This window comes from Burkholderia lata, from assembly GCF_000012945.1.
Classification (GTDB): Bacteria; Pseudomonadota; Gammaproteobacteria; order Burkholderiales; family Burkholderiaceae; genus Burkholderia; species Burkholderia lata.
In genome coordinates, this window is record NC_007510.1 from 2,952,378 (window position 1) to 2,972,124 (window position 19,747).

Annotated in this window: 16 protein-coding genes; 7 read left to right on the forward strand and 9 right to left on the reverse strand. The window is 65.6% G+C overall.

The features are described 5' to 3' along the window. Positions 1-169: 169 nt before the first annotated feature. From BCEP18194_RS19380 to purN, 4 genes are all read right to left on the reverse strand, one after another. A complete protein-coding gene (locus BCEP18194_RS19380) occupies positions 170-1,363 on the reverse strand; it encodes a DesA family fatty acid desaturase (RefSeq protein ID WP_011352955.1) in 1,194 nt (397 codons plus the stop codon). A 221-nt stretch (positions 1,364-1,584) separates the two neighbouring features. Continuing rightward, positions 1,585-2,949 (reverse strand): mechanosensitive ion channel family protein, encoded by a 1,365-nt coding sequence (locus BCEP18194_RS19385; protein WP_011352956.1) that lies wholly within the window; start codon positions 2,947-2,949, stop codon positions 1,585-1,587. Positions 2,950-2,967: 18 nt separating this feature from the next. Further along, positions 2,968-4,233 carry an RsmB/NOP family class I SAM-dependent RNA methyltransferase gene (locus BCEP18194_RS19390; protein WP_011352957.1) on the reverse strand — a complete coding sequence of 422 codons (1,266 nt, stop codon included), beginning with the start codon at positions 4,231-4,233 and terminating at the stop codon, positions 2,968-2,970. Then, positions 4,230-4,892 carry a phosphoribosylglycinamide formyltransferase gene (purN, locus tag BCEP18194_RS19395; protein ID WP_011352958.1) on the reverse strand — a complete coding sequence of 221 codons (663 nt, stop codon included), beginning with the start codon at positions 4,890-4,892 and terminating at the stop codon, positions 4,230-4,232. The genes BCEP18194_RS19390 and purN overlap by 4 nt, the downstream gene beginning before the upstream one ends. Before the next feature lie 122 nt (positions 4,893-5,014). Here purN and BCEP18194_RS19400 point away from each other — a divergent pair, with 122 nt between their 5' ends. From BCEP18194_RS19400 to dut, 5 genes are all read left to right on the forward strand, one after another. Then, a complete protein-coding gene (locus tag BCEP18194_RS19400) occupies positions 5,015-6,007 on the forward strand; it encodes a bifunctional riboflavin kinase/FAD synthetase (protein WP_011352959.1) in 993 nt (330 codons plus the stop codon). Between the two features lie 104 nt (positions 6,008-6,111). Beyond that, entirely contained in the window at positions 6,112-8,949 is a 2,838-nt protein-coding gene (ileS, locus tag BCEP18194_RS19405; RefSeq protein WP_011352960.1) for an isoleucine--tRNA ligase, read from the forward strand. A 2-nt stretch (positions 8,950-8,951) separates the two neighbouring features. Then, complete coding sequence (gene lspA, locus BCEP18194_RS19410) at positions 8,952-9,452, forward strand: signal peptidase II (RefSeq protein ID WP_011352961.1); 501 nt, start codon at positions 8,952-8,954, stop codon at positions 9,450-9,452. A gap of 67 nt (positions 9,453-9,519) precedes the next feature. Next, entirely contained in the window at positions 9,520-10,731 is a 1,212-nt protein-coding gene (coaBC, locus tag BCEP18194_RS19415; protein WP_011352962.1) for a bifunctional phosphopantothenoylcysteine decarboxylase/phosphopantothenate--cysteine ligase CoaBC, read from the forward strand. A 54-nt stretch (positions 10,732-10,785) separates the two neighbouring features. Further along, the gene (gene dut / locus BCEP18194_RS19420) at positions 10,786-11,232 is read left to right on the forward strand and encodes a dUTP diphosphatase (RefSeq protein WP_011352963.1); all 447 of its coding nucleotides are present in this window, start codon (positions 10,786-10,788) and stop codon (positions 11,230-11,232) included. Positions 11,233-11,283: 51 nt separating this feature from the next. Here the strand turns inward: dut and BCEP18194_RS19425 are convergent, their stop codons facing one another. The 4 genes from BCEP18194_RS19425 to clpS all read right to left on the reverse strand — a co-directional run bounded on the left by BCEP18194_RS19425 (position 11,284) and on the right by clpS (position 16,289). After that, positions 11,284-12,054: a COG4705 family protein gene (locus BCEP18194_RS19425; protein WP_011352964.1), complete on the reverse strand. Its 771-nt coding sequence runs from the start codon at positions 12,052-12,054 to the stop codon at positions 11,284-11,286. Positions 12,055-12,194: 140 nt separating this feature from the next. Next, a complete protein-coding gene (locus BCEP18194_RS19430; RefSeq protein WP_041493120.1) occupies positions 12,195-13,574 on the reverse strand; it encodes an amino acid permease in 1,380 nt (459 codons plus the stop codon). Between the two features lie 103 nt (positions 13,575-13,677). Further along, positions 13,678-15,978 carry an ATP-dependent Clp protease ATP-binding subunit ClpA gene (clpA, locus tag BCEP18194_RS19435; protein WP_011352966.1) on the reverse strand — a complete coding sequence of 767 codons (2,301 nt, stop codon included), beginning with the start codon at positions 15,976-15,978 and terminating at the stop codon, positions 13,678-13,680. Then, entirely contained in the window at positions 15,975-16,289 is a 315-nt protein-coding gene (gene clpS / locus BCEP18194_RS19440; protein WP_006398529.1) for an ATP-dependent Clp protease adapter ClpS, read from the reverse strand. Before clpS ends, clpA begins: the two co-directional genes overlap by 4 nt. Before the next feature lie 545 nt (positions 16,290-16,834). Here clpS and BCEP18194_RS19445 point away from each other — a divergent pair. Beyond that, complete coding sequence (locus tag BCEP18194_RS19445; protein WP_006478030.1) at positions 16,835-17,038, forward strand: cold-shock protein; 204 nt, start codon at positions 16,835-16,837, stop codon at positions 17,036-17,038. A gap of 184 nt (positions 17,039-17,222) precedes the next feature. On the opposite strand, the gene BCEP18194_RS19450 is transcribed toward BCEP18194_RS19445, so the two are convergent. After that, the gene (locus BCEP18194_RS19450; RefSeq protein WP_011352967.1) at positions 17,223-18,830 is read right to left on the reverse strand and encodes a multicopper oxidase family protein; all 1,608 of its coding nucleotides are present in this window, start codon (positions 18,828-18,830) and stop codon (positions 17,223-17,225) included. 670 nt (positions 18,831-19,500) lie between these two features. On the opposite strand from BCEP18194_RS19450, the gene BCEP18194_RS19455 reads away from it, so the two are divergent. Then, complete coding sequence (locus BCEP18194_RS19455; protein ID WP_006490888.1) at positions 19,501-19,725, forward strand: hypothetical protein; 225 nt, start codon at positions 19,501-19,503, stop codon at positions 19,723-19,725. Positions 19,726-19,747: the final 22 nt, after the last annotated feature.

The window sequence follows — 19,747 nt, forward strand, 5'->3', positions numbered from 1 at the left end:
GCCAACCCCGATCCCATCACCTGATCTCGCCTCGGAACAACACTTCCACGCTGCCCCAAGCCTCATACGAATCCAGCCCTGCCGATCACCCTTCGAAAACCGGCGAACCAAATAAAAAACCCCGCCAACGCGGGGTTTTTGACGTCCTTAGATTCTAATCGATTTCGAATCAGGCGTAGCGGCGCAGGCGCGTCGCGAATTCCTGCAGCGCCTTGATGCCGCTTTGTTCTGCGCGATGGCACCAATCCTGCAATTGCGCGAGAAGCTGTTCGCGCGATGCGGTCGAACGATCCCAGATCGCGGCGAGATCCTGGCGCAACTGGAAGTAGGTTTGCAGCTTCTGGCTGTTCGCGAAGATTTCCGGCAACAGCTTCTTCTGCGGCTCGTCGAGGCCGTCGGCATCCTTGTGGAACCACTTGCGTGCGCCGCGCATCATCTGGTACTTCTCGCCGCCGATTTCCTTCAGGTGCGCGAGCTCCTGGCGGTACGCACGCTTCACGGCCTTGCCGTAGCGCGCCATCACTTCGTAGCGGTTCGACAGCACGGCCTGCAGCGTTTCCTGGTCGAGCACCGTCTTCGGCTTGTTCAGGCGCGGCGTCGGCGCGACCTTCTTCACCTTCGCGAGACCGAATGCCGACATGATGCGGATGTACATCCAGCCGATGTCGAACTCGTACCACTTGTTCGACAGCTTCGCCGACGTCGCGAACGTGTGGTGGTTGTTGTGCAGCTCTTCGCCGCCGATCACGATGCCCCACGGGAACAGGTTCGTGCTCGCGTCGGTCGAGTTGAAGTTGCGATAGCCCCAGAAGTGACCGAAGCCGTTGACGACGCCAGCCGCCCAGAACGGAATCCAGACCATCTGCACGGCCCACACGGTCAGGCCGATCACGCCGAACAGCGCGACGTCGATCACCATCATCAGGCTGATGCCGAGAATCGGGTACTTCGAATAGACATTGCGTTCGACCCAGTCGCTCGGCGTGCCATGGCCGAACTTGCGCATCGTCTCTTCGTTCTTCGCTTCCGCGCGATACAGCTCGGCGCCTTCGAGGAACACCTTCCAGATGCCGCGCGTCTGCGGGCTGTGCGGATCTTCCTCGGTCTCGCACTTCGCGTGGTGCTTGCGGTGAATCGCGGCCCACTGGCCGGTCAGCATGCCGGTCGTCATCCACAGCCAGAGGCGGAAGAAGTGGCTCGCGATCGGATGCAGCTCAAGCGCGCGGTGCGCCTGGCAGCGGTGCAGGTAGACCGTCACGCCGATGATCGTGACGTGCGTGACGGCGAGCGCGAACAGCGCGACCTGCCACCACGAAAAATGCAGGAGCCCGTGGGAAAGAAAATCGAGCAGGGAATTCAACAAGGCAGTTACCTGTGATGAGAGCGACGCCGGCCCGCGCCAAGCGTCAGAAAAATGAAAGCATACCGCGTGTAGACCAGAATTTTACTTCAACCGTTCCAAGTCTTTGTAAAAAATGAATATTTTCTTGCCCTGACGCAACAAACCCAGTCCATGGGCGGACTTGGAAAGGCCCGCGATCCGGTTCCGACCGCGGGGTCGATACGATTGGCGACCGGCGCGCGTCATGCAGCCGGTACGTGCCCGTCCACGGCGCCGTTGCCGGCCGCCGCGCCCGCTGCGGGGAAGCCGTCGGGCAACCCGACGACGCGCACTTCGCGCTGCGGGAACGGAATCGAAATCCCGTGCTCGCTGAACAGGCGCCAGATGTTGCGGTTCACGGTCGAACGCACGCCGGACGTGCCTTTCGCGGAATCCTCGATCCAGAAACCGAGCTCCAGGTCGATCCCGTCGGCCCCGAAACTCACCAGATACGGGGTCGGAGCGGGCTCCGCCAGCACACGCGGGACGCCCTTGGCCGCATCGGCGAGCAGCGTGAGCGCGTACTCGACATCGCTCGTGTACGCGACCTGCACCGCGACCTTCGCGTAGCCGCGTGTCAGGTACGACGACTGGTTCTGCACGACGTCGGTGATCAGCTTTTCGTTCGGGATCAGCGTCTCGTTGCCGTCGAGGCCGCGCACGACCGTGTAGCGCGTGCGGATCTGCGTGACGACGCCCTGCAGCCCGCCGACGCTGATCGCGTCGCCGAGCCGCAGCGAGCGGTCGAGAAGGATGATGAAGCCCGACACGTAGTTGCTGGCGATCTTCTGCAGCCCGAAACCGAGGCCGACACCCACCGCGCCGCCGAACACGCCGAGCACCGTCACGTCGATGCCGACCAGCGACAGCCCGATCAGGATCGCCGCGAACACGAGCAGCGCTCGGCCGACCCGCGACAGCACGACCTTCAGGTTCGCGTCGAGCGTGGTCGCGCGCGTGAGGCGATCCTCGAGCACCGAGCCGAGCCACATCGCGACCATCAGCGTCACGCAGACCCACAACGCGCCGGAAATCACCGACAGCAGCGTGAGGTGCGCATTGGCGACACGGAACTGCACGCTGTCGAGCCAGCCGAGCACGTCACGCTGGATGCCGAGCACGGTCAGCACCATCGCGGCCCACACGACAGTCGACACGATCTTCTCGACGATCGACAGCCACGCATGCGTGTGGCCATCGCGCGCAAACACGCGTCGCGCAAAGAAGAACAGCACGTAGATCAGCCCGATGCCGAACAGCGGCACGAGCGCGAGCGACAGCAGCGACGTCGACATGAACGGGTCGAACGCGAGCTGCGCGCCGCCCACGAACACGCTGCCGAACAGCGGGAACAACGCGCGCTTCAGGCTTTGCGCACCCGCGCCGGGCGCACGTCCGGCCGCCCGGCGGCGCGCGTCGATCCGGCCGTGCACGAAGCGCGCGGCCACCCAGGCGAAGCACAGCGCACCGATGAGGATCGCCGCCTGCCAGATCATCACCGGCTGGTGGAAATCGCGGATGACCGACGCCAGCCGGTGCGACAGCAGACGACTCTGCAGATTCTCCATCGTCCGTCCGGCCCGCCGTTACTGCGCAGCGCGCCGTTCGAGCACCGCGGCGAAGAAGCCGTCGGTCGCGTGGCGGTGCGGCCATAGCGACAGGTAGTCGCCCGTCTCGAGCTCGATGCGCTGGTCGTCCAGCACCTTCTGCGCCGGCACCAGCACGAACTCGGGATGGTCAGCCAGGAACTGTTCGACGATGCGTTCGTTCTCGGCGTCGAGCACGCTGCAGGTCGCGTAGACGAGCCGGCCGCCCTTCTTCACCAGGCGCGCGGCGCTCGCGAGAATCGACGCCTGCTTCGGCGTCAGCTCGTCGATCGCCGTGCGCGTCTGGCGCCACTTCAGGTCCGGGTTGCGGCGCAGCGTGCCGAGGCCGCTGCACGGCGCATCGACCAGCACGCGGTCGATCTTGCCGGCGAGCCGCTTGATCTTCGCGTCGTGCTCGCTGTCGATCAGCACGGGGTTCACGTTCGACAGCCCGCTGCGCGCAAGGCGCGGCTTCAGCTTCGCCAGGCGCTTCTCCGACACGTCGAACGCGTAGAGTCGCCCGGTCGAGCGCATCATCGCGCCCAGCGCGAGCGTCTTGCCGCCCGCGCCCGCGCAGAAATCGACGACCATCTCGCCGCGGCGCGGCGCGACCAGCGAGCACAGCAGCTGGCTGCCTTCGTCCTGCACCTCGATCGCGCCTTCCTCGAACAGCCTCAGGCGCGTCAGCGCCGGCTTGCCGACCACGCGCACGCCGAACGGCGAAAACGGCGTCGCGCCCGCATCGATGCCTTCCGCGCGCAACCCGTCGATGACCTGATCACGGCTGGCCTTCTGCACATTGGCACGCAGGTCGAGCGGCGCCGGGTAGTTCAGCGCGGCCGCGAGTTGCGCGAGCTCGTCGGCGTCGAAACGGGCCGACAATGCCTGGTGGATCCAGTCGGGCAGGTTCGTACGGATGCGCACCGGCAGGCTCGCCGGGTCGATCTTCGACACGTGCTCGAGCCATGCGGACTCGGTGTCGGACAGGAACGGCTTCAGCGCATTACGGCCAGCCGTCTGCATCAGGCCGAGCAGCGTGAGGCGCCGCGCAGGCGTGCCCGTGCCGCTCTCGGCGAGGTGCGAAAACTCCATTTTCCGGCGCAGCACCGCGAACACCGCCTCGGCGATCACGCCGCGCTCGGCATGCCCGAGCTTCGGGTGCGCGCGGAAGAACCGGCTCGTCGTCGCATCGGCAGGGCCGGCGAACTTCAGCACCTCGGCCAACAAAGTCTCGGTCTGGCCGATCAGGAATCCGTGCAGTTTCATACGCCCTCACTCGTTTCGGTATGCGGTTGATCCGCGAAAATCCAGCGCGCCTCTTCCGGCGCCACCACTGCACGGCCGTTCTCGAGGCGCAGACGCCCCTCGATGAACCAGCGCACCGCGCGCGGATACAGCACATGCTCGACCGTCAGCACACGCTGCGCGAGCGCGGCCGCGTCGTCGCCCGCGCGCACGGGCACTGCGCCCTGCGCGACGATCGCGCCGCTGTCGAGCTCGGGAATCACGAAATGCACGCTTGCGCCATGCAGCGCGACACCCGCGTCGAGCGCCTGCTGGTGCGTATGAATGCCCTTGAAGCTCGGCAGCAGCGACGGATGGATGTTCAGCAGCCGGCCTTCGTATCGTCTGACGAATGCGGGCGTGAGAATGCGCATGAAGCCGGCGAGGACCACGAGATCGGGCGCGAACCGGTCGATCTCGGCGGCGAGTGCCGCGTCGAAGCTGTCGCGGCCATCGAACGACCGGTGGTCGACCACCGCCGTCGCCACCCCGTGCGACGCGGCAAATGCCAACCCGGCCGCATCGGGCCGGTTGGCGATCACGGCGGCAATCTCGGCCGGCCAGCGTTCCTGCGCGCACGCGCGGACGATGGCCTCCATGTTGCTGCCGCGACCGGAAATCAGGATCACGAGTTTTTTCATCCGCGAATTTTACCATTCGCCCCCGCGTTTCCCCCCTTCTCGGCCGCCGGCCCGCCCGAACGTTTATAATCTTCTGCTTTGCGGCACCCCACCGCCCATTCCCCGACGCTGCATCCGCTATCGTGAAAGTCTTCCGCGGCCTGCCCAACGCCGAGAGCCGCGCCCCGTGCGCGCTGACGATCGGCAACTTCGACGGTGTCCATCGCGGCCACCAGGCCCTGCTCGCGCGCGTGCGCGCAGCAGCGGACGCGCGCGGCCTGCCCGTGTGCGTGATGACGTTCGAGCCGCACCCGCGCGAATTCTTCAACCCGGCCGGCGCGCCGCCGCGCATCGCGATGCTGCGCGACAAGCTCGAGGCGCTGCGCGATCACGGTGTCGACCGCGTGGTCGTCGAGCACTTCAACCACACGTTCGCGAGCCAGTCGCCGCAGGCGTTCGTCGAACGCACGCTGGTGAACGGGCTGCACACGCGCTGGATGATGGTCGGCGACGATTTCTGCTACGGCGCGAAACGCGCAGGCACCTTCGACACGCTGCAGGCGGCCGGCGCGCAGTACGGCTTCGAGGTCGAGCAGATGGGGACGGTGGCCGGCAGCGACGGCACGCGCATCTCGAGCTCGGGCGTGCGCGCCGCGCTCGCGGCGGGCGATCTCGATGCGGCCGCGCAGGCGCTCGGCCATGGCTATGCGATCAGCGGCCACGTCGCGCACGGGCTGAAGCTCGGCCGCGACCTCGGCTTCCCGACGCTGAACCTGCCGATCGCCCACAAGCGGCCGGCGCTCGCGGGCATCTTCGTCGTGCAGGTGCACGGCCTCGGCCCCGCCCCGTTGCCGGGCGTCGCGAGCCTCGGCCTGCGCCCGACCGTCGACGATTCGGGCCGCGTGCTGCTCGAAGTCCACCTGCTCGACTGGCACGGCGACGCATACGGCAAGCTCATCCGCGTCGAATTCCTGAAAAAGCTGCGCGACGAGGCGAAATTCGACGATCTCGAGGCACTGTCGCGCGCGATCGCGCTGGACGTCGCGAATGCGCGTGCGTACTTCATCGAGCGCGACCGTGCGCCGGGCAGCCGCGCCACGGGTTTCTCGACGTCGGCCACCGACCGAATTAGCTGATCCGGACGGCGGCGCCCCGCGCCGCACCCTCGCGCCGCCCAGTCGCGCGCATTCCCGATTCACGACGCTCGCGCGTCCCCCGAGATTTAGATAGCGATCCCATCATGAGCAACAAGAAAGCCGATTCGAAACCGCAGGCCAAGTATCCGGTCAACCTGCTCGACACGCCGTTCCCGATGCGCGGCGACCTGCCCAAGCGCGAGCCGCAGTGGGTCAAGGAATGGGAAGAGCGCGGCATCTACGAGAAGATCCGCGCGGCCAGCGCCGGCCGTCCGAAGTTCATCCTGCACGACGGCCCGCCGTATGCGAACGGTGACATCCACCTCGGCCACGCCGTCAACAAGATCCTGAAGGACATCGTCGTCAAGTCGCGCAACATGGCCGGCTTCGACGCACCGTACGTGCCGGGCTGGGATTGCCACGGGATGCCGATCGAAATCCAGATCGAGAAGCAGTTCGGCAAGTCGCTGCCGGCGGCCGAAGTGATGAGCAAGGCGCGCGCGTACGCGACCGAGCAGATCGAAAAGCAGAAGGTCGGCTTCAAGCGCCTGGGCGTGCTCGGCGACTGGGCCAACCCGTACAAGACGATGAACTTCGTCAACGAGGCGGAAGAGCTCCGCGCGCTCGGCAAGATCATCGAGAAGGGCTACGTGTATCGCGGGCTGAAGCCGGTGAACTGGTGCTTCGACTGCGGCTCGGCGCTCGCGGAAGCGGAAGTCGAGTACAAGGACCGCACCGACCCGACGATCGACGTGATGTTCGCATTCGCGGAACCGGAAAAGACCGCGCAGGCGTTCGGCCTGCCGGCCCTGCCGCGCGCCGAAGGCGGCATCGTGATCTGGACCACCACGCCGTGGACGATCCCCGCGAACCAGGCGCTGAACCTCCATCCGGAAATCGTCTACGCGCTGGTCGACACCGAGCGCGGACTGCTGATCATCGCGGAAGAGCGCGTCGAAGCCTGCATGACCGACTTCAAGCTGACCGGCCGCGTCGTCGCAACCGCGCCGGGCGTGAAGCTCGCGGGCCTGCGCTTCCACCACCCGCTCGCGTCGGCTCACCCCGGCTACAAGCGCACCGCGCCCGTCTACCTCGGCGACTACGTGACGACCGACACGGGTACCGGCGTCGTGCACTCGTCGCCCGCGTACGGTATCGAGGACTTCGTGTCCTGCAAGGCGCACGGGATGACCGACTCGGACTTCATCAACCCGGTGATGGGCGACGGCCGCTATATCGAATCGCTGCCGCTGTTCGGCGGCCTGTCGATCTGGGACGCGAACCCGAAGATCGTCGAGGCGCTGAACGCGGCCGGCTCGCTGCTGCGCAGCGAGAAGTACACGCACAGCTACATGCACTGCTGGCGCCACAAGACCCCGATCATCTACCGCGCGACGTCGCAGTGGTTCGCGGGCATGGACGTCACGCCGCGCGACGGCGGCAAGACGCTGCGCGAAACGGCGCTCGAAGGCGTCGACGCGACCGCGTTCTACCCGTCGTGGGGCAAGCAGCGCCTGTTCAGCATGATCGCGAACCGTCCTGACTGGACGCTGTCGCGCCAACGCCAGTGGGGCGTGCCGATGGCGTTCTTCGTGCACAAGGAAACCGGCGAGCTGCATCCGCGCACGCTCGAGCTGCTCGAGGAAGTCGCGAAGCGCGTCGAGCAGTCGGGCATCGAGGCGTGGCAGACGCTCGACCCGCGCGAGCTGATCGGCGACGACGCGAACCTGTACGAAAAGAACCGCGACACGCTCGACGTGTGGTTCGATTCGGGCACGACGCACTGGCACGTGCTGCGCGGCTCGCACAAGGATCAGCTGCAGTTCCCGGCCGACCTCTACCTCGAAGGCTCGGACCAGCACCGCGGCTGGTTCCACTCGTCTCTGCTCACGGCGTCGATGATCGACGGCCGCGCGCCGTACAAGGGCCTGCTCACGCACGGCTTCACGGTCGACGGCGAAGGCCGCAAGATGAGCAAGTCGCTCGGCAACGGCATCGACCCGCATGAAGTCGCGAACCGCCTCGGCGCGGAAATCATCCGCCTGTGGATCGCGTCGACCGACTATTCGGGCGAGCTCGCGATCTCCGAGGAAATCCTGAAGCGCGTGACCGAAGGCTATCGCCGCATCCGCAACACGCTGCGCTTCCTGCTCGCGAACCTGTCGGACTTCGATTTCGCGCAACACGCGGTGCCGGTCGACGAATGGCTCGAGATCGACCGCTATGCGGTCGCGTTCTCGCAGCAACTGCAGACGGAACTGCTCGGCCACTACGAGAAGTACGAATTCCACCCGGTCGTCGCGAAGCTGCAGACGTACTGCTCGGAAGATCTCGGCGGCTTCTACCTCGACGTGCTGAAGGATCGCCTGTACACGAGCGCGGCCGATTCGCGCGCCCGCCGCTCCGCACAGACGGCGCTGTACCACCTGACGCACGGCCTGCTGCGCGTGCTCGCGCCGTTCCTGTCGTTCACGGCGGAAGAAGCGTGGAAGGTGTTCCAGCCGGCCAGCGACACGATCTACACGGAAACCTACTACGCGTATCCGGAAGTCGCCGGCTCCGCCGCGCTGATCGAGAAGTGGGCGCTGCTGCGCGATGTGCGCGGCAACGTGACGAAGGCGCTCGAGGAAGCACGCACCGCGAACCGCATCGGTTCGTCGCTGCAGGCCGAAGTCGCGGTGCACGCAAGCGGCGCACGCTACGACGCGCTCACGAGCCTCGGCGACGATCTCAAGTTCGTGCTGATTACGTCGGCTGCGACGGTCGTCAAGGTCGACGACGAAGCGCAGGAAAGCGTCGACGTGGCCGCGTCGAAGTACCAGAAGTGCGAGCGCTGCTGGCACTACCGTGAAGATGTCGGCGCGCACGCTGATCATCCGACGCTGTGCGGCCGCTGCTTCTCCAACCTGTTCGAAAACGGCGAAATCCGGAGCGCTGCTTAACTATGGCGAAAACCCTGTCGAAACCGGCCAGCGGCGCGCTTGCGCCCTGGCTCGGCATTTCGCTGATCGTGATCCTGTTCGACCAGCTGTCGAAGATCGCGATCCTGAAAACGTTCGTGTATGGCGCGCAGCACGAGCTGACGTCGTTCTTCAACCTCGTGCTGGTGTACAACCGCGGCGCCGCGTTCGGCTTCCTGTCGACCGCAGGCGGCTGGCAGCGCTGGGCGTTCACCGCGCTCGGCATCGCCGCGACGCTCGTGATCTGCTTCCTGCTGAAGCGTCACGGCCAGCAGCGGCTGTTCAGCCTGTCGCTCGCCATGATCCTCGGCGGCGCACTCGGCAACGTGATCGACCGGCTCGTCTACGGCCACGTGATCGACTTCCTCGATTTCCATCTCGGCGCCTGGCACTTCCCGGCGTTCAACCTCGCCGATTCCGCGATCACGGTCGGCGCGGTGCTGCTGATCTACGACGAACTGCGTCGCGTGCGCGGCTCGCGCTAAGCGCGCATACTCGGCGTCGACGGCCGGCTTCGCGCCGGCCGTTCCGTTTGACCCTTGGAGGCCTGAGTTGGCACACGCAGAACTCGCAGGAAAACACCTCGTTCTCGGCCTGACGGGCGGCATCGCCTGCTACAAGATCGCCGAGCTCACCCGGCTGCTCACGAAGGCCGGCGCGACCGTACAGGTCGCGATGACCGAAGCCGCTACCCAGTTCATCACGCCCGTCACGATGCAGGCGCTGTCGGGCCGGCCCGTCTACACGAGCCAGTGGGACGCGCGCGTCGACAACAACATGGCACACATCGACCTGTCGCGCGAAGCCGATGCAATCGTGATCGCGCCTGCGTCGACGGACTTCCTCGCGAAGCTCGCGCACGGATTCGCGGACGACCTGCTGTCGACGCTGTGCGTCGCGCGCGATTGCCCGCTGCTCGTCGTTCCCGCCATGAACCGCCAGATGTGGCAGAACCCGGCCACGCAGCGCAACGCAGCGCAACTGCGCGCGGACGGCGTGTCGGTGCTCGGCCCGGATTCGGGCGCGCAGGCCTGCGGCGAAGTCGGCGACGGCCGCATGCTCGAACCCGAGGCGATCTACGAAGCGATCGTCGCGCACTTCGCGCCGAAGGTGCTCGCGCACCGGCGCGTGCTGATCACGGCCGGGCCGACGTTCGAACCGCTCGACCCGGTGCGCGGCCTCACGAACCGCTCGAGCGGCAAGATGGGCTTCGCGCTCGCGCGTGCCGCACAGCAAGCCGGCGCCGACGTGCATCTCGTCGCGGGGCCGGTGGCGCTCGACACGCCGTGGGGCGTCTACCGGCAGGACGTGCAGACGGCCCAGCAGATGTACGACGCGGTCATGCATGCTGTCGCCGATGCCGATATCTTCATTGCGGTCGCTGCGGTCGCCGACTGGCGCGCCGCCCAGCCGGCCGAGCACAAGATGAAGAAGACGGCCGACCACAAGGTGCCCGCGCTCGCGTTCGTCGAGAATCCCGACATCCTCGCGTCGGTCGCGGCGCTGCCCGATCCGCCGTTCTGCGTCGGGTTCGCGGCCGAAAGCGGCGACCTCGACGTGCACGGCGACGAGAAGCGCAAGCGCAAGAACGTACCGTTGCTCGTCGGCAACCTCGGCCCGCTGACGTTCGGCCGCGACGACAACGAAGTCGTGCTGTTCGAAGCCGCCGGCCTCACGCGCCTGCCGCGTGCGCCGAAGGACGAACTCGCGCACACGCTCGTCGCGGAAATCGCGAAGCGCCTGCCCGACAACCGCCTGATCTGATCTCCCGCGCGGCAGCGTTGCTGCCGCGCCCTTCCCGCCCCATCCGACGACCGCATGAAACTCGACCTGAAGATTCTCGACGCGCGCATGCGCGACTACCTGCCCGCCTATGCAACCACCGGCAGCGCGGGCCTCGACCTGCGTGCGTGCCTCGATGCACCGGTCACGCTGCAGCCGGGCGAAACGACGCTCGTGCCGACCGGCCTCGCGATCCACCTCGCTGACCCCGGCTACGCGGCGCTGATCCTGCCGCGCTCGGGCCTCGGCCACAAGCACGGCATCGTGCTCGGCAACCTCGTCGGCCTGATCGATTCCGACTACCAGGGCCAGTTGATGATCTCGACGTGGAACCGCGGCCAGACCGAGTTCGTGCTGAATCCGTTCGAGCGGCTCGCCCAGCTCGTGATCGTGCCGGTCGTCCAGGCGCAGTTCAACATCGTCGACGACTTCGCGGAAAGCGATCGTGGCGACGGCGGCTTCGGCAGCACCGGCCGTCACTGAACGGCGCAACAAAAAAGGGGCCTCGCGGCCCCTTTTTCTTTTCCTGCGCCGTCATTCCTCGACGGCTTGCGCGATCCGCACGGGTGTCAGGTCGCGCTGCCGCGATTGAGCCACGATCGCGTAGATCACCATCGCGACCAGCACGCCGAGCAGCACGGCCGACGAACCGATCGTGCCGAGCGCGAGGCCGCCCTTCGCAACCGGCTTCGTCAGCAGATCGCCGACCGTCGCGCCGAACGGGCGCGTGAGCACGAAAGCGGCCCAGAACAGCAGCACACCCGAGATCCGCGTGAAATAGTGCGCCAGCACGATCACCGCGAGCAGCCCGCCGATCAGCAACGCGCCGCCGCCGAAGCCGAGCCCGGAGCTGTCCGCGAGGAAGTCGCCGAGCGCGGTACCGAGCGTGTTGGAAAACAGGATCGCGATCCAGTACAGCAGCTCGACCTTGCGTGTGCGGATCAGGTCGACCGACAGCGATTCGCCGCTGAGGCGCCACACGGCGAAGATCGCCAGCAGGATCGCGACGAGGATCGACGAGCCGGTCGCATAGCCGAGGCCGAGCGTGCGGTCCATGAAGTCGGACATCGTCGTGCCGGCCGTGCTCGTCGCGACGATCACGGCCCAGTAGATCGCCGGGCGATAGCGTGTCGTCCTGAGCTGCGCGCCCAGCGTCACGAGAAAGAAGCCGAACAGCAGGATGGAGCTCACCGCGTAGCCGACATTCAGCGTCATCGACAGCAGGTCGCCGCCGGTTTCGCCGAGCGTCGTCGCGCAGATCTTCATGATCCAGAACGCGAGCGTGATTTCGGGAAGTTTGTTCATTCGAACCCCTTTTGCAGGAAAGCGGCAGGCCGGCGCGGGCCGGCCTGCCTTGCAGACAGGATCGAATGTAGTCGCCGCGGGCTTAACGGAACCTTAGCGACGGGGAAGCGGCGTAGGCGGGGCAGGCCGCGCCGTGGCCATCAACGCGCGTGCTGGTGCCGGTAATGCAGCGCGTACGCGAGCGTGAGCAGCACGGCGAACACGACGCCGACCACCATCGTCATCCGGAATTCCCGCGTGAACGCGGTCGTGAACAGGATCGCCGCGACGAGTCCCGCACCGAGCAGGCTGCCGAACGGGTGTCCCCACATCCGGAACGCGAGCGCGGGGCCGCGATACCGCGAACGGAAGCGCAGGTGCGTGACGAAGATCATCAGCCACGTGAACAGTGCACCGAACATCGCGATCGCCATCATCACGGTGAACGCGGTGTCGGGCGCGAGCGCGACCAGCACGGCCGCCACCGCGACACCGCTCGTCGAGATCCACAGCGCCGCGCGCGGCACGCCGTTCGTGCCGAGCCGGCCGAACACCGCGGGCGCGAGCCGTGCGCGCGACAGGCTGAACATCATCCGCGTCGTCACGTAAAGCTGGCTGTTCATCGCCGACAGCGCCGCGATCAGCAACACGAAGTTGATCACGCCTGCCGCGTAAGGCACGTGGGTCGCGGCCATGACCTTCACGAACGGGCTTTCGTCGGTACCGGCCTGCGTCCACGGCACGATCGCGAGCATCAGCGACAGCGTCAGCAGGTAGAACAGCACGAGCCGGAACACGGTCGAGCGGAACGCGCGCGTGACCGCGTGCTGCGGATCGCGCGCCTCGCCGGCCGCGATCGCGACGGCTTCGATGCTCATGTAACTGAAGATCGCGACGATCACCGCGACCCAGGTGCCCCACGGCCCCTTCGGCATGAAGCCGCCGTGCGCGGTGTAGTTCGCGAAACCGACGCCCGATGCGGCCGGCGCCGACCACACGAGGTATGCGCCGAGCACGATGAACACGACGATCGCCGCAATCTTCAGCAGCGAGAACGCGTATTCGACTGTGCCGTACAGCGTGACGCTCGCGAGATTCACGGCGATCAGCAGCGCGGAGAAGCCGATCACCCAGTACCAGCCGGGCACGGCCGGGAACCAGTACTTCATGAACACGGCGATCGCGCTGATCTCGGTGCCGATCGCGAACACGACCGCGAACCAGTACGCATAGCGCACCAGGAAGCCCGCCAGCGGGCCGACATAGTGCTCGGCATACGCGCCGAACGAGCCGGCCGTCGGATGCGCGACCGTCATTTCCGCCAGCGCGCCCATCAGCAGCAGCGCGATCAACGCGCCGATCGCGTAAGAAACCAGCACGCTCGGGCCGGCGAGCCCGATCGCGAACCCGCTGCCGAGGAACAGCCCCGTGCCGATCGCGCCGCCGATCGCGATCATCGCCATCTGCCCAGACGTCAGCGCATGGCGCAAACCCTGTTCGCGCGCGACGATGTCGTCGAACGACCGTTGTTGTTGTGTCACTGCGTTGCCACTCCCCTGCACCACCATCGCGCCGCCGGCGCCAGATAAAACGAAACGGCGCGGAGAACTTCCCGCGCCGTTCGCATGAACAACGAATTATCGCTTATTCGACTTCGACCGCCTCTTCGTTCGGCTTGTGCGGCGGATTCGCCAGCTTGTCGAACGACAACTGCACCTTGTCGTTTTCGTCGACATCGACCGTCACGTGGCCGCCGTTGACGAGCTTGCCGAACAGCAGCTCGTCGGCCAGCGCGCGCCGGATCGTGTCCTGGATCAGTCGCTGCATCGGCCGCGCGCCCATCAGCGGGTCGAAGCCGTGCTTCGCGAGATGCTTGCGCAACGCGTCGGTGAAGAGCGCGTCGACCTTCTTCTCGTGCAGCTGTTCCTCGAGCTGGATCAGGAACTTGTCGACCACGCGCATGATGATTTCCTCATCGAGCGAGCGGAAGCTGATGATCGAATCCAGGCGGTTGCGGAACTCCGGCGTGAACAGACGCTTGATGTCGGTCATCTCGTCGCCCGTCTCGCGGCGCGTCGTGAAGCCGATCGTCGCCTTCTGCATCGACTCGGCGCCCGCGTTCGTCGTCATGATGATGATGACGTTGCGGAAATCCGCCTTGCGGCCGTTGTTGTCCGTCAGCGTGCCGTGGTCCATCACCTGCAGCAGCACGTTGAAGATGTCCGGATGCGCCTTCTCGATTTCGTCGAGCAGCAGCACGCAGTGCGGCTTCTTCGTGACGGCTTCGGTCAGCAGGCCACCCTGGTCGAACCCGACGTAGCCCGGCGGCGCGCCGATCAGGCGGCTCACCGCGTGACGCTCCATGTATTCCGACATGTCGAAGCGGATCAGCTCGATGCCGAGCGTGAACGCGAGCTGGCGCGCCACTTCGGTCTTGCCGACGCCCGTCGGGCCGGAGAACAGGAACGCACCGATCGGCTTGTCCATCTTGCCGAGGCCCGCGCGCGCCATCTTGATCGAGGCGGCCAGTGCGTCGATCGCCGGATCCTGGCCGAACACGACGCTCTTCAAGTCGCGATCGAGCGTCTGCAGCTTGCTGCGGTCGTCCTGCGACACGCTCTGCGGCGGCACACGCGCGATCTTCGAGATGATTTCCTCGATCTCGCTCTTGCCGATCGTCTTCTTCTGCTTCGACTTCGGCAGGATGCGCTGGGCGGCACCCGCTTCGTCGATCACGTCGATCGCCTTGTCGGGCAAGTGGCGGTCGGTGATGAAGCGCGCCGACAGTTCGGCCGCGGCCGACAGCGCACCCGACGAATACTTGACGCCGTGATGCTCCTCGAAGCGCGACTTCAGCCCACGCAGGATCGCGACCGTCTGCTCGACGGTCGGCTCCGTCACGTCGACCTTCTGGAAGCGCCGCGACAGCGCCGCATCCTTCTCGAAGATGCCGCGATATTCGGTGAACGTGGTCGCGCCGATGCACTTCAGCACGCCCGACGACAGCGCCGGCTTCAGCAGGTTCGACGCATCGAGCGTGCCGCCCGACGCGGCGCCCGCGCCGATCAGCGTATGGATTTCGTCGATGAACAGGATCGCGTGCGGACGCTCCTTCAGCTCCTTCAGCACCGTCTTCAGACGTTGCTCGAAATCGCCGCGATACTTGGTGCCCGCGAGCAGCGCGCCCATGTCGAGCGAGTAGACCTGCGCGTTCGCGAGGATGTCCGGCACTTCGCCGCGCGTAATGCGATAGGCGAGCCCTTCCGCGATCGCGGTCTTGCCGACACCGGCCTCGCCGACGAGCAGCGGATTGTTCTTGCGGCGACGGCACAGCACCTGGACCACGCGCTCGACCTCGGGCTCGCGACCGATCAGCGGATCGATGCGGCCGTCCTTCGCCATCTGGTTCAGGTTCTGCGTGAATTGCGCGAGCGGCGTTTCCTTCTGCGCATTCGCGTCTTCGCTTTCCGCATTCGCATCGGCCGACTTCGCGGCTTCGCCGTTGTTCGTCTTCGCGATGCCGTGCGAAATGAAGTTCACGACATCGAGGCGCGTGACGCCCTGCTGCTGCAGGTAGTACACGGCGTGCGAATCCTTCTCGCCGAAGATCGCGACCAGCACATTCGCGCCGGTCACTTCCTTCTTGCCGTTCGACGTCGACTGGACGTGCATGATCGCGCGCTGGATCACGCGCTGGAAACCCAGCGTCGGCTGGGTATCGACATCGTCGGTGCCCGGGACGGTAGGTGTGTTGTCGTGGATGAAATTGCGCAGGTTCTGACGCAAGTCCTCGATGTTTGCCGCGCACGCGCGCAACACCTCGGCTGCCGTCGGATTATCCAGCAGGGCCAGCAGCAAATGCTCGACCGTAATGAACTCATGGCGCGCCTGGCGTGCTTCCATGAACGCCATGTGCAGGCTGACTTCCAATTCCTGGGCAATCATGCTTCCTCCATCACGCACTGCAGCGGATGCCCGGCCTGCCGCGCATGGGTAACGACTTGCTCAACCTTGGTCGACGCGATGTCCCGCGTATAGACCCCACAAACCCCTCGCCCTTCGCGATGGACCTTCAGCATGATCTGCGTGGCCGTCTCGCGATCCTTCTTGAAATACTCCTGGACCACCATCACGACGAACTCCATCGGCGTGAAGTCGTCGTTCAGCAGCACCACCTTGTACATCGAAGGCGGCTTGAGCTTCTGCTGCTTGCGTTCCAGGACGGTGCTGTCCTGCTTGTCCGGGATAATCGCCATACACCCATTCTAAACAACTCGGACAGGCCCGCAATCCTGCCATTACCCGACCGACCGGCCGGCGCCCTCCCCGGAATCCCGGAACACGCGATCTTCTTCGTGCCATACGAAAGCCGGCTGCGGTGCCGGCTTTCACGCGTGGCGCGGAACACGAACCGTCAGGGGGAACGGCACCGAACGTCGTGTCCGCATCCAGTATCCCACAAGCCGGGACGACTCGAACGCGTGTCACTCGAGCCTGGTATATGAGCCGATTATGCGGCTTTTCAAGACCTCGCGCTTGGCCACGTGCTGCTAAGCAAAGCCGGAAAAACCCTGAAAATGGGTTCTTTACAACGTCCCTCTAAACGTCTAAAAATTCCACTTGACACTCCAATAAAGAGCGCCAACAATCAAGCTGGCACTTTTTTCAATTTGCCAGTTGGCGAAATGAAAGAGGCCGAGGTGAGCTTGTGAGGGGGGAACGGCTGCGTTTTCAGGTCGTTTAGCTTTTCGAGCGTGCTCGTGGTAAGTAGCAGCGACTGTGTGACAGGGGAAGTAGGAAAATGGCAACTGGTATCGTTAAGTGGTTCAACGACGCGAAGGGCTTCGGTTTCATCACTCCCGACGAGGGCGGTGAGGATCTGTTTGCGCACTTCTCGGCTATCACCATGAATGGCTTCAAGACGCTGAAGGAAGGCCAGAAGGTGAGCTTTGACGTCGTTCAAGGACCGAAGGGCAAGCAAGCGTCGAACATCCAGGCCGCATAAGGCACCGGATATCAGACGAAGAAACCCGGCGCATGGTTTGCGCCGGGTTTCTTTATTTGAGGCCGGCCAATCGATTATCGATTGGCCGGCCTTTTCGTTCAATCCCGATAATTGAACACGTATTGTCTTGTCACGCGCGCAGATCAAATACTCATCCGGCGCGTGAAACATAATCGCCACTTCGTTACACGACCTTCAGCGTGCCCATCATGCCGAGATCCTCGTGTTCGAGAATGTGGCAATGAAACATGCGCTCACCCGGCATGTCTTGCGTGACGAGAATCGTCACGGTTTCACCGCTGCGCACGTTCACCGTATCGCGCCATGCGCGGAACGGTTCGCTCGTGCGCGAAGCGCCCGACGCGCGCTCGGTCACCTGGAACTGCGTGCCGTGCAGGTGGAACGGGTGATCCATGTCGGTGCCGTTGCGGATCGTCCAGCGCTCGACGTCGCCCCGGCGGCTCGTCAGCGTCGCGCGATGCGGCGCGTAGGTGTCGCCGTTGATCGTGAAGCGCATGCCCGCCGGACGGCCGTGCGCCGCGCCTTTCATCATCGCCTCCATGTCCATCTCTTCGCCGAACGCGACTTCCTTATGCGCGACCGGTTCGCCCAGTGGCGGCACCGCGCGCAGGGTCGCCGGCAGCGCGCGGGCAGCGGCGGGCACGAATGCGACGTCAGCCAGGGCCAGCGCCGGATCGGGCGGCAGGCTGCCGTGTCCGTCATCGTGCGACATCGACATCTTTCGGCGGTCGTATTCGGCCGCCTGCAGCACGGCGCGCGACGCGCGATCGCCGGCACGCACCAGCAGCTCCGCCCGTTCGCCCGGCGCAATCAGCAGCGACGTGACGCGGCGCGGCGCGTCGAACAGCCCGCCGTCGGTGCCCGCGTGCTCGAACGCGCGGCCGTCGTCGAACGCGATGCGCAGGTAGCGCGCGCTGCATGCGTTCCACACGCGCCAGCGCTCGTCGCCCGCGACGTCGATCCGCGGCCGGCGTGCGCCGTTGACCAGCACGAACTGGCCCTCGCGGCCATTCATCCAGTCCATCATGTCGTTCGGTGCAATCGTGCCGTCGCGTGCAAGCTTCAGGTCCGACACGAACAGGTTGCGCTCGGGCCAGCCTGCCAGCGGATCGTCCGCGGCGCGCACGACGAACGGGCCGGCGAGCCCGCGGAAGACTTGCTCGGCCGTCATCATGTGCGGATGCGGGTGGTACCAGTAGGTACCGGCACTCCCCTTCGGCAACGTGAAGCGGTACACGCGCGACGCGCCGGGCGCGACGGGATCGGAAGGATTGCCGTCCTGGTCAGGCGGCACGGGCAGGCCGTGCCAGTGGATCGTCGACGGCTGCGGCAACTTGTTCACGAACTTGATCTCGACCGTGTCGCCCTCGCGCACGTCGATCAGCGGACCGACGACGGGGCCCTGCGTGCCCGCGCCGAACTGCCAGAACGTGGTCGGCCGTGCGCCGTGCAGCATCGGGCGCGCCACGGGCTGTGCCACCAGCGTGGCCCGGAACGTACCGGGCTCGCGGCTTTCGTTCGCGAGCGTGCGCAGCGCCGCAAGCGGCGCGCCGGCCGGCAGCGCGTCGGCGGCCGCGAGCGCGGCCGGTGCGGACTTGCCGTGCTGCCCATGACCCGCCATCCCTGACATGCCCGACATGCCGGGCATGTCGTCCATCGCGTCCATGCCGGCCATGCCAGCGTGACCCGCATGCTGCGCCCACGCGGCGCGCGCGAACAGCGACGCGGCCGCGACACCGATGGCGCGCGACAGGAAGGTTCTCCGTATCATCAATCGTTCCTCGTTATCCATGCTGGGTCGCGCGGCCGCCGCGATGCCCGCGCCGGCCGGCTGAAGCGCCGATGCGCGACGCAAATCCTGATGCCCGCGTCATCATAACCGCAGGCCCAAATCGAGAAGCGCCGTGGCCGGCCGGGCGGCGATACGCCGCAGGGCTCGACAACGCCCCCCCGATTCGGCATGCATCGACCCGCATCGTCGATCGATGATGCACGGCCCTTCGCGCGCGGCCGAAGCGCCACCCAACCCTGCGCCGAACGGCTCCCCCGCGGTCGCCCTGTGCCTGCCGTTCGACCCCGCCACGACGCCGGTCGCTTCACCGATCCACAAACCCACCAATACTTCACGATGTGGAACAAGTCTCTGCGTTGTAAAAATTCGTGGTGCAGGGCACAAATTTCCCGTTTCGCGATGCCAAAAAACGTTCCGCAATACAAAACGCAAACAATACTTATTTGTTTTTAAAAGAGAATTTTTGTTTAGTGAAGCCGTTCTACATGCACCATCCGGCCGGGTCGCGGACGTAGACTTTGTCCCATGCACTGACGCTTCGCCACGACGTTCGATACGGAACCCGGCGCAAGCAGCCAGTCGGGCCACAGCCGGCCGAACCGGCAGGCGGCACAACAGAATCGCTTGTGATCAGAAAGGGAGAACGGAAATGAAGGGATTTCGCTTTGGTTCAGCGCTCGGGTCGTTCTACATCCTGCCGGGTAACGGCGGCTGGGAAGCGACGTTCGGCAACGCCCTGCTCGGCGCATTCTCGTGCCCCGAAGTGGCAGCCGACCACATCTCCCGCGGCGACTGCGAGCAACTGTCCGAACTGGACACGGCAACGCTCGAAGTGCCGCACGAAATCGCCGAATGGGAAATCGTTCACGTCTGAATGGCAAGCCAGCAACGAAAAA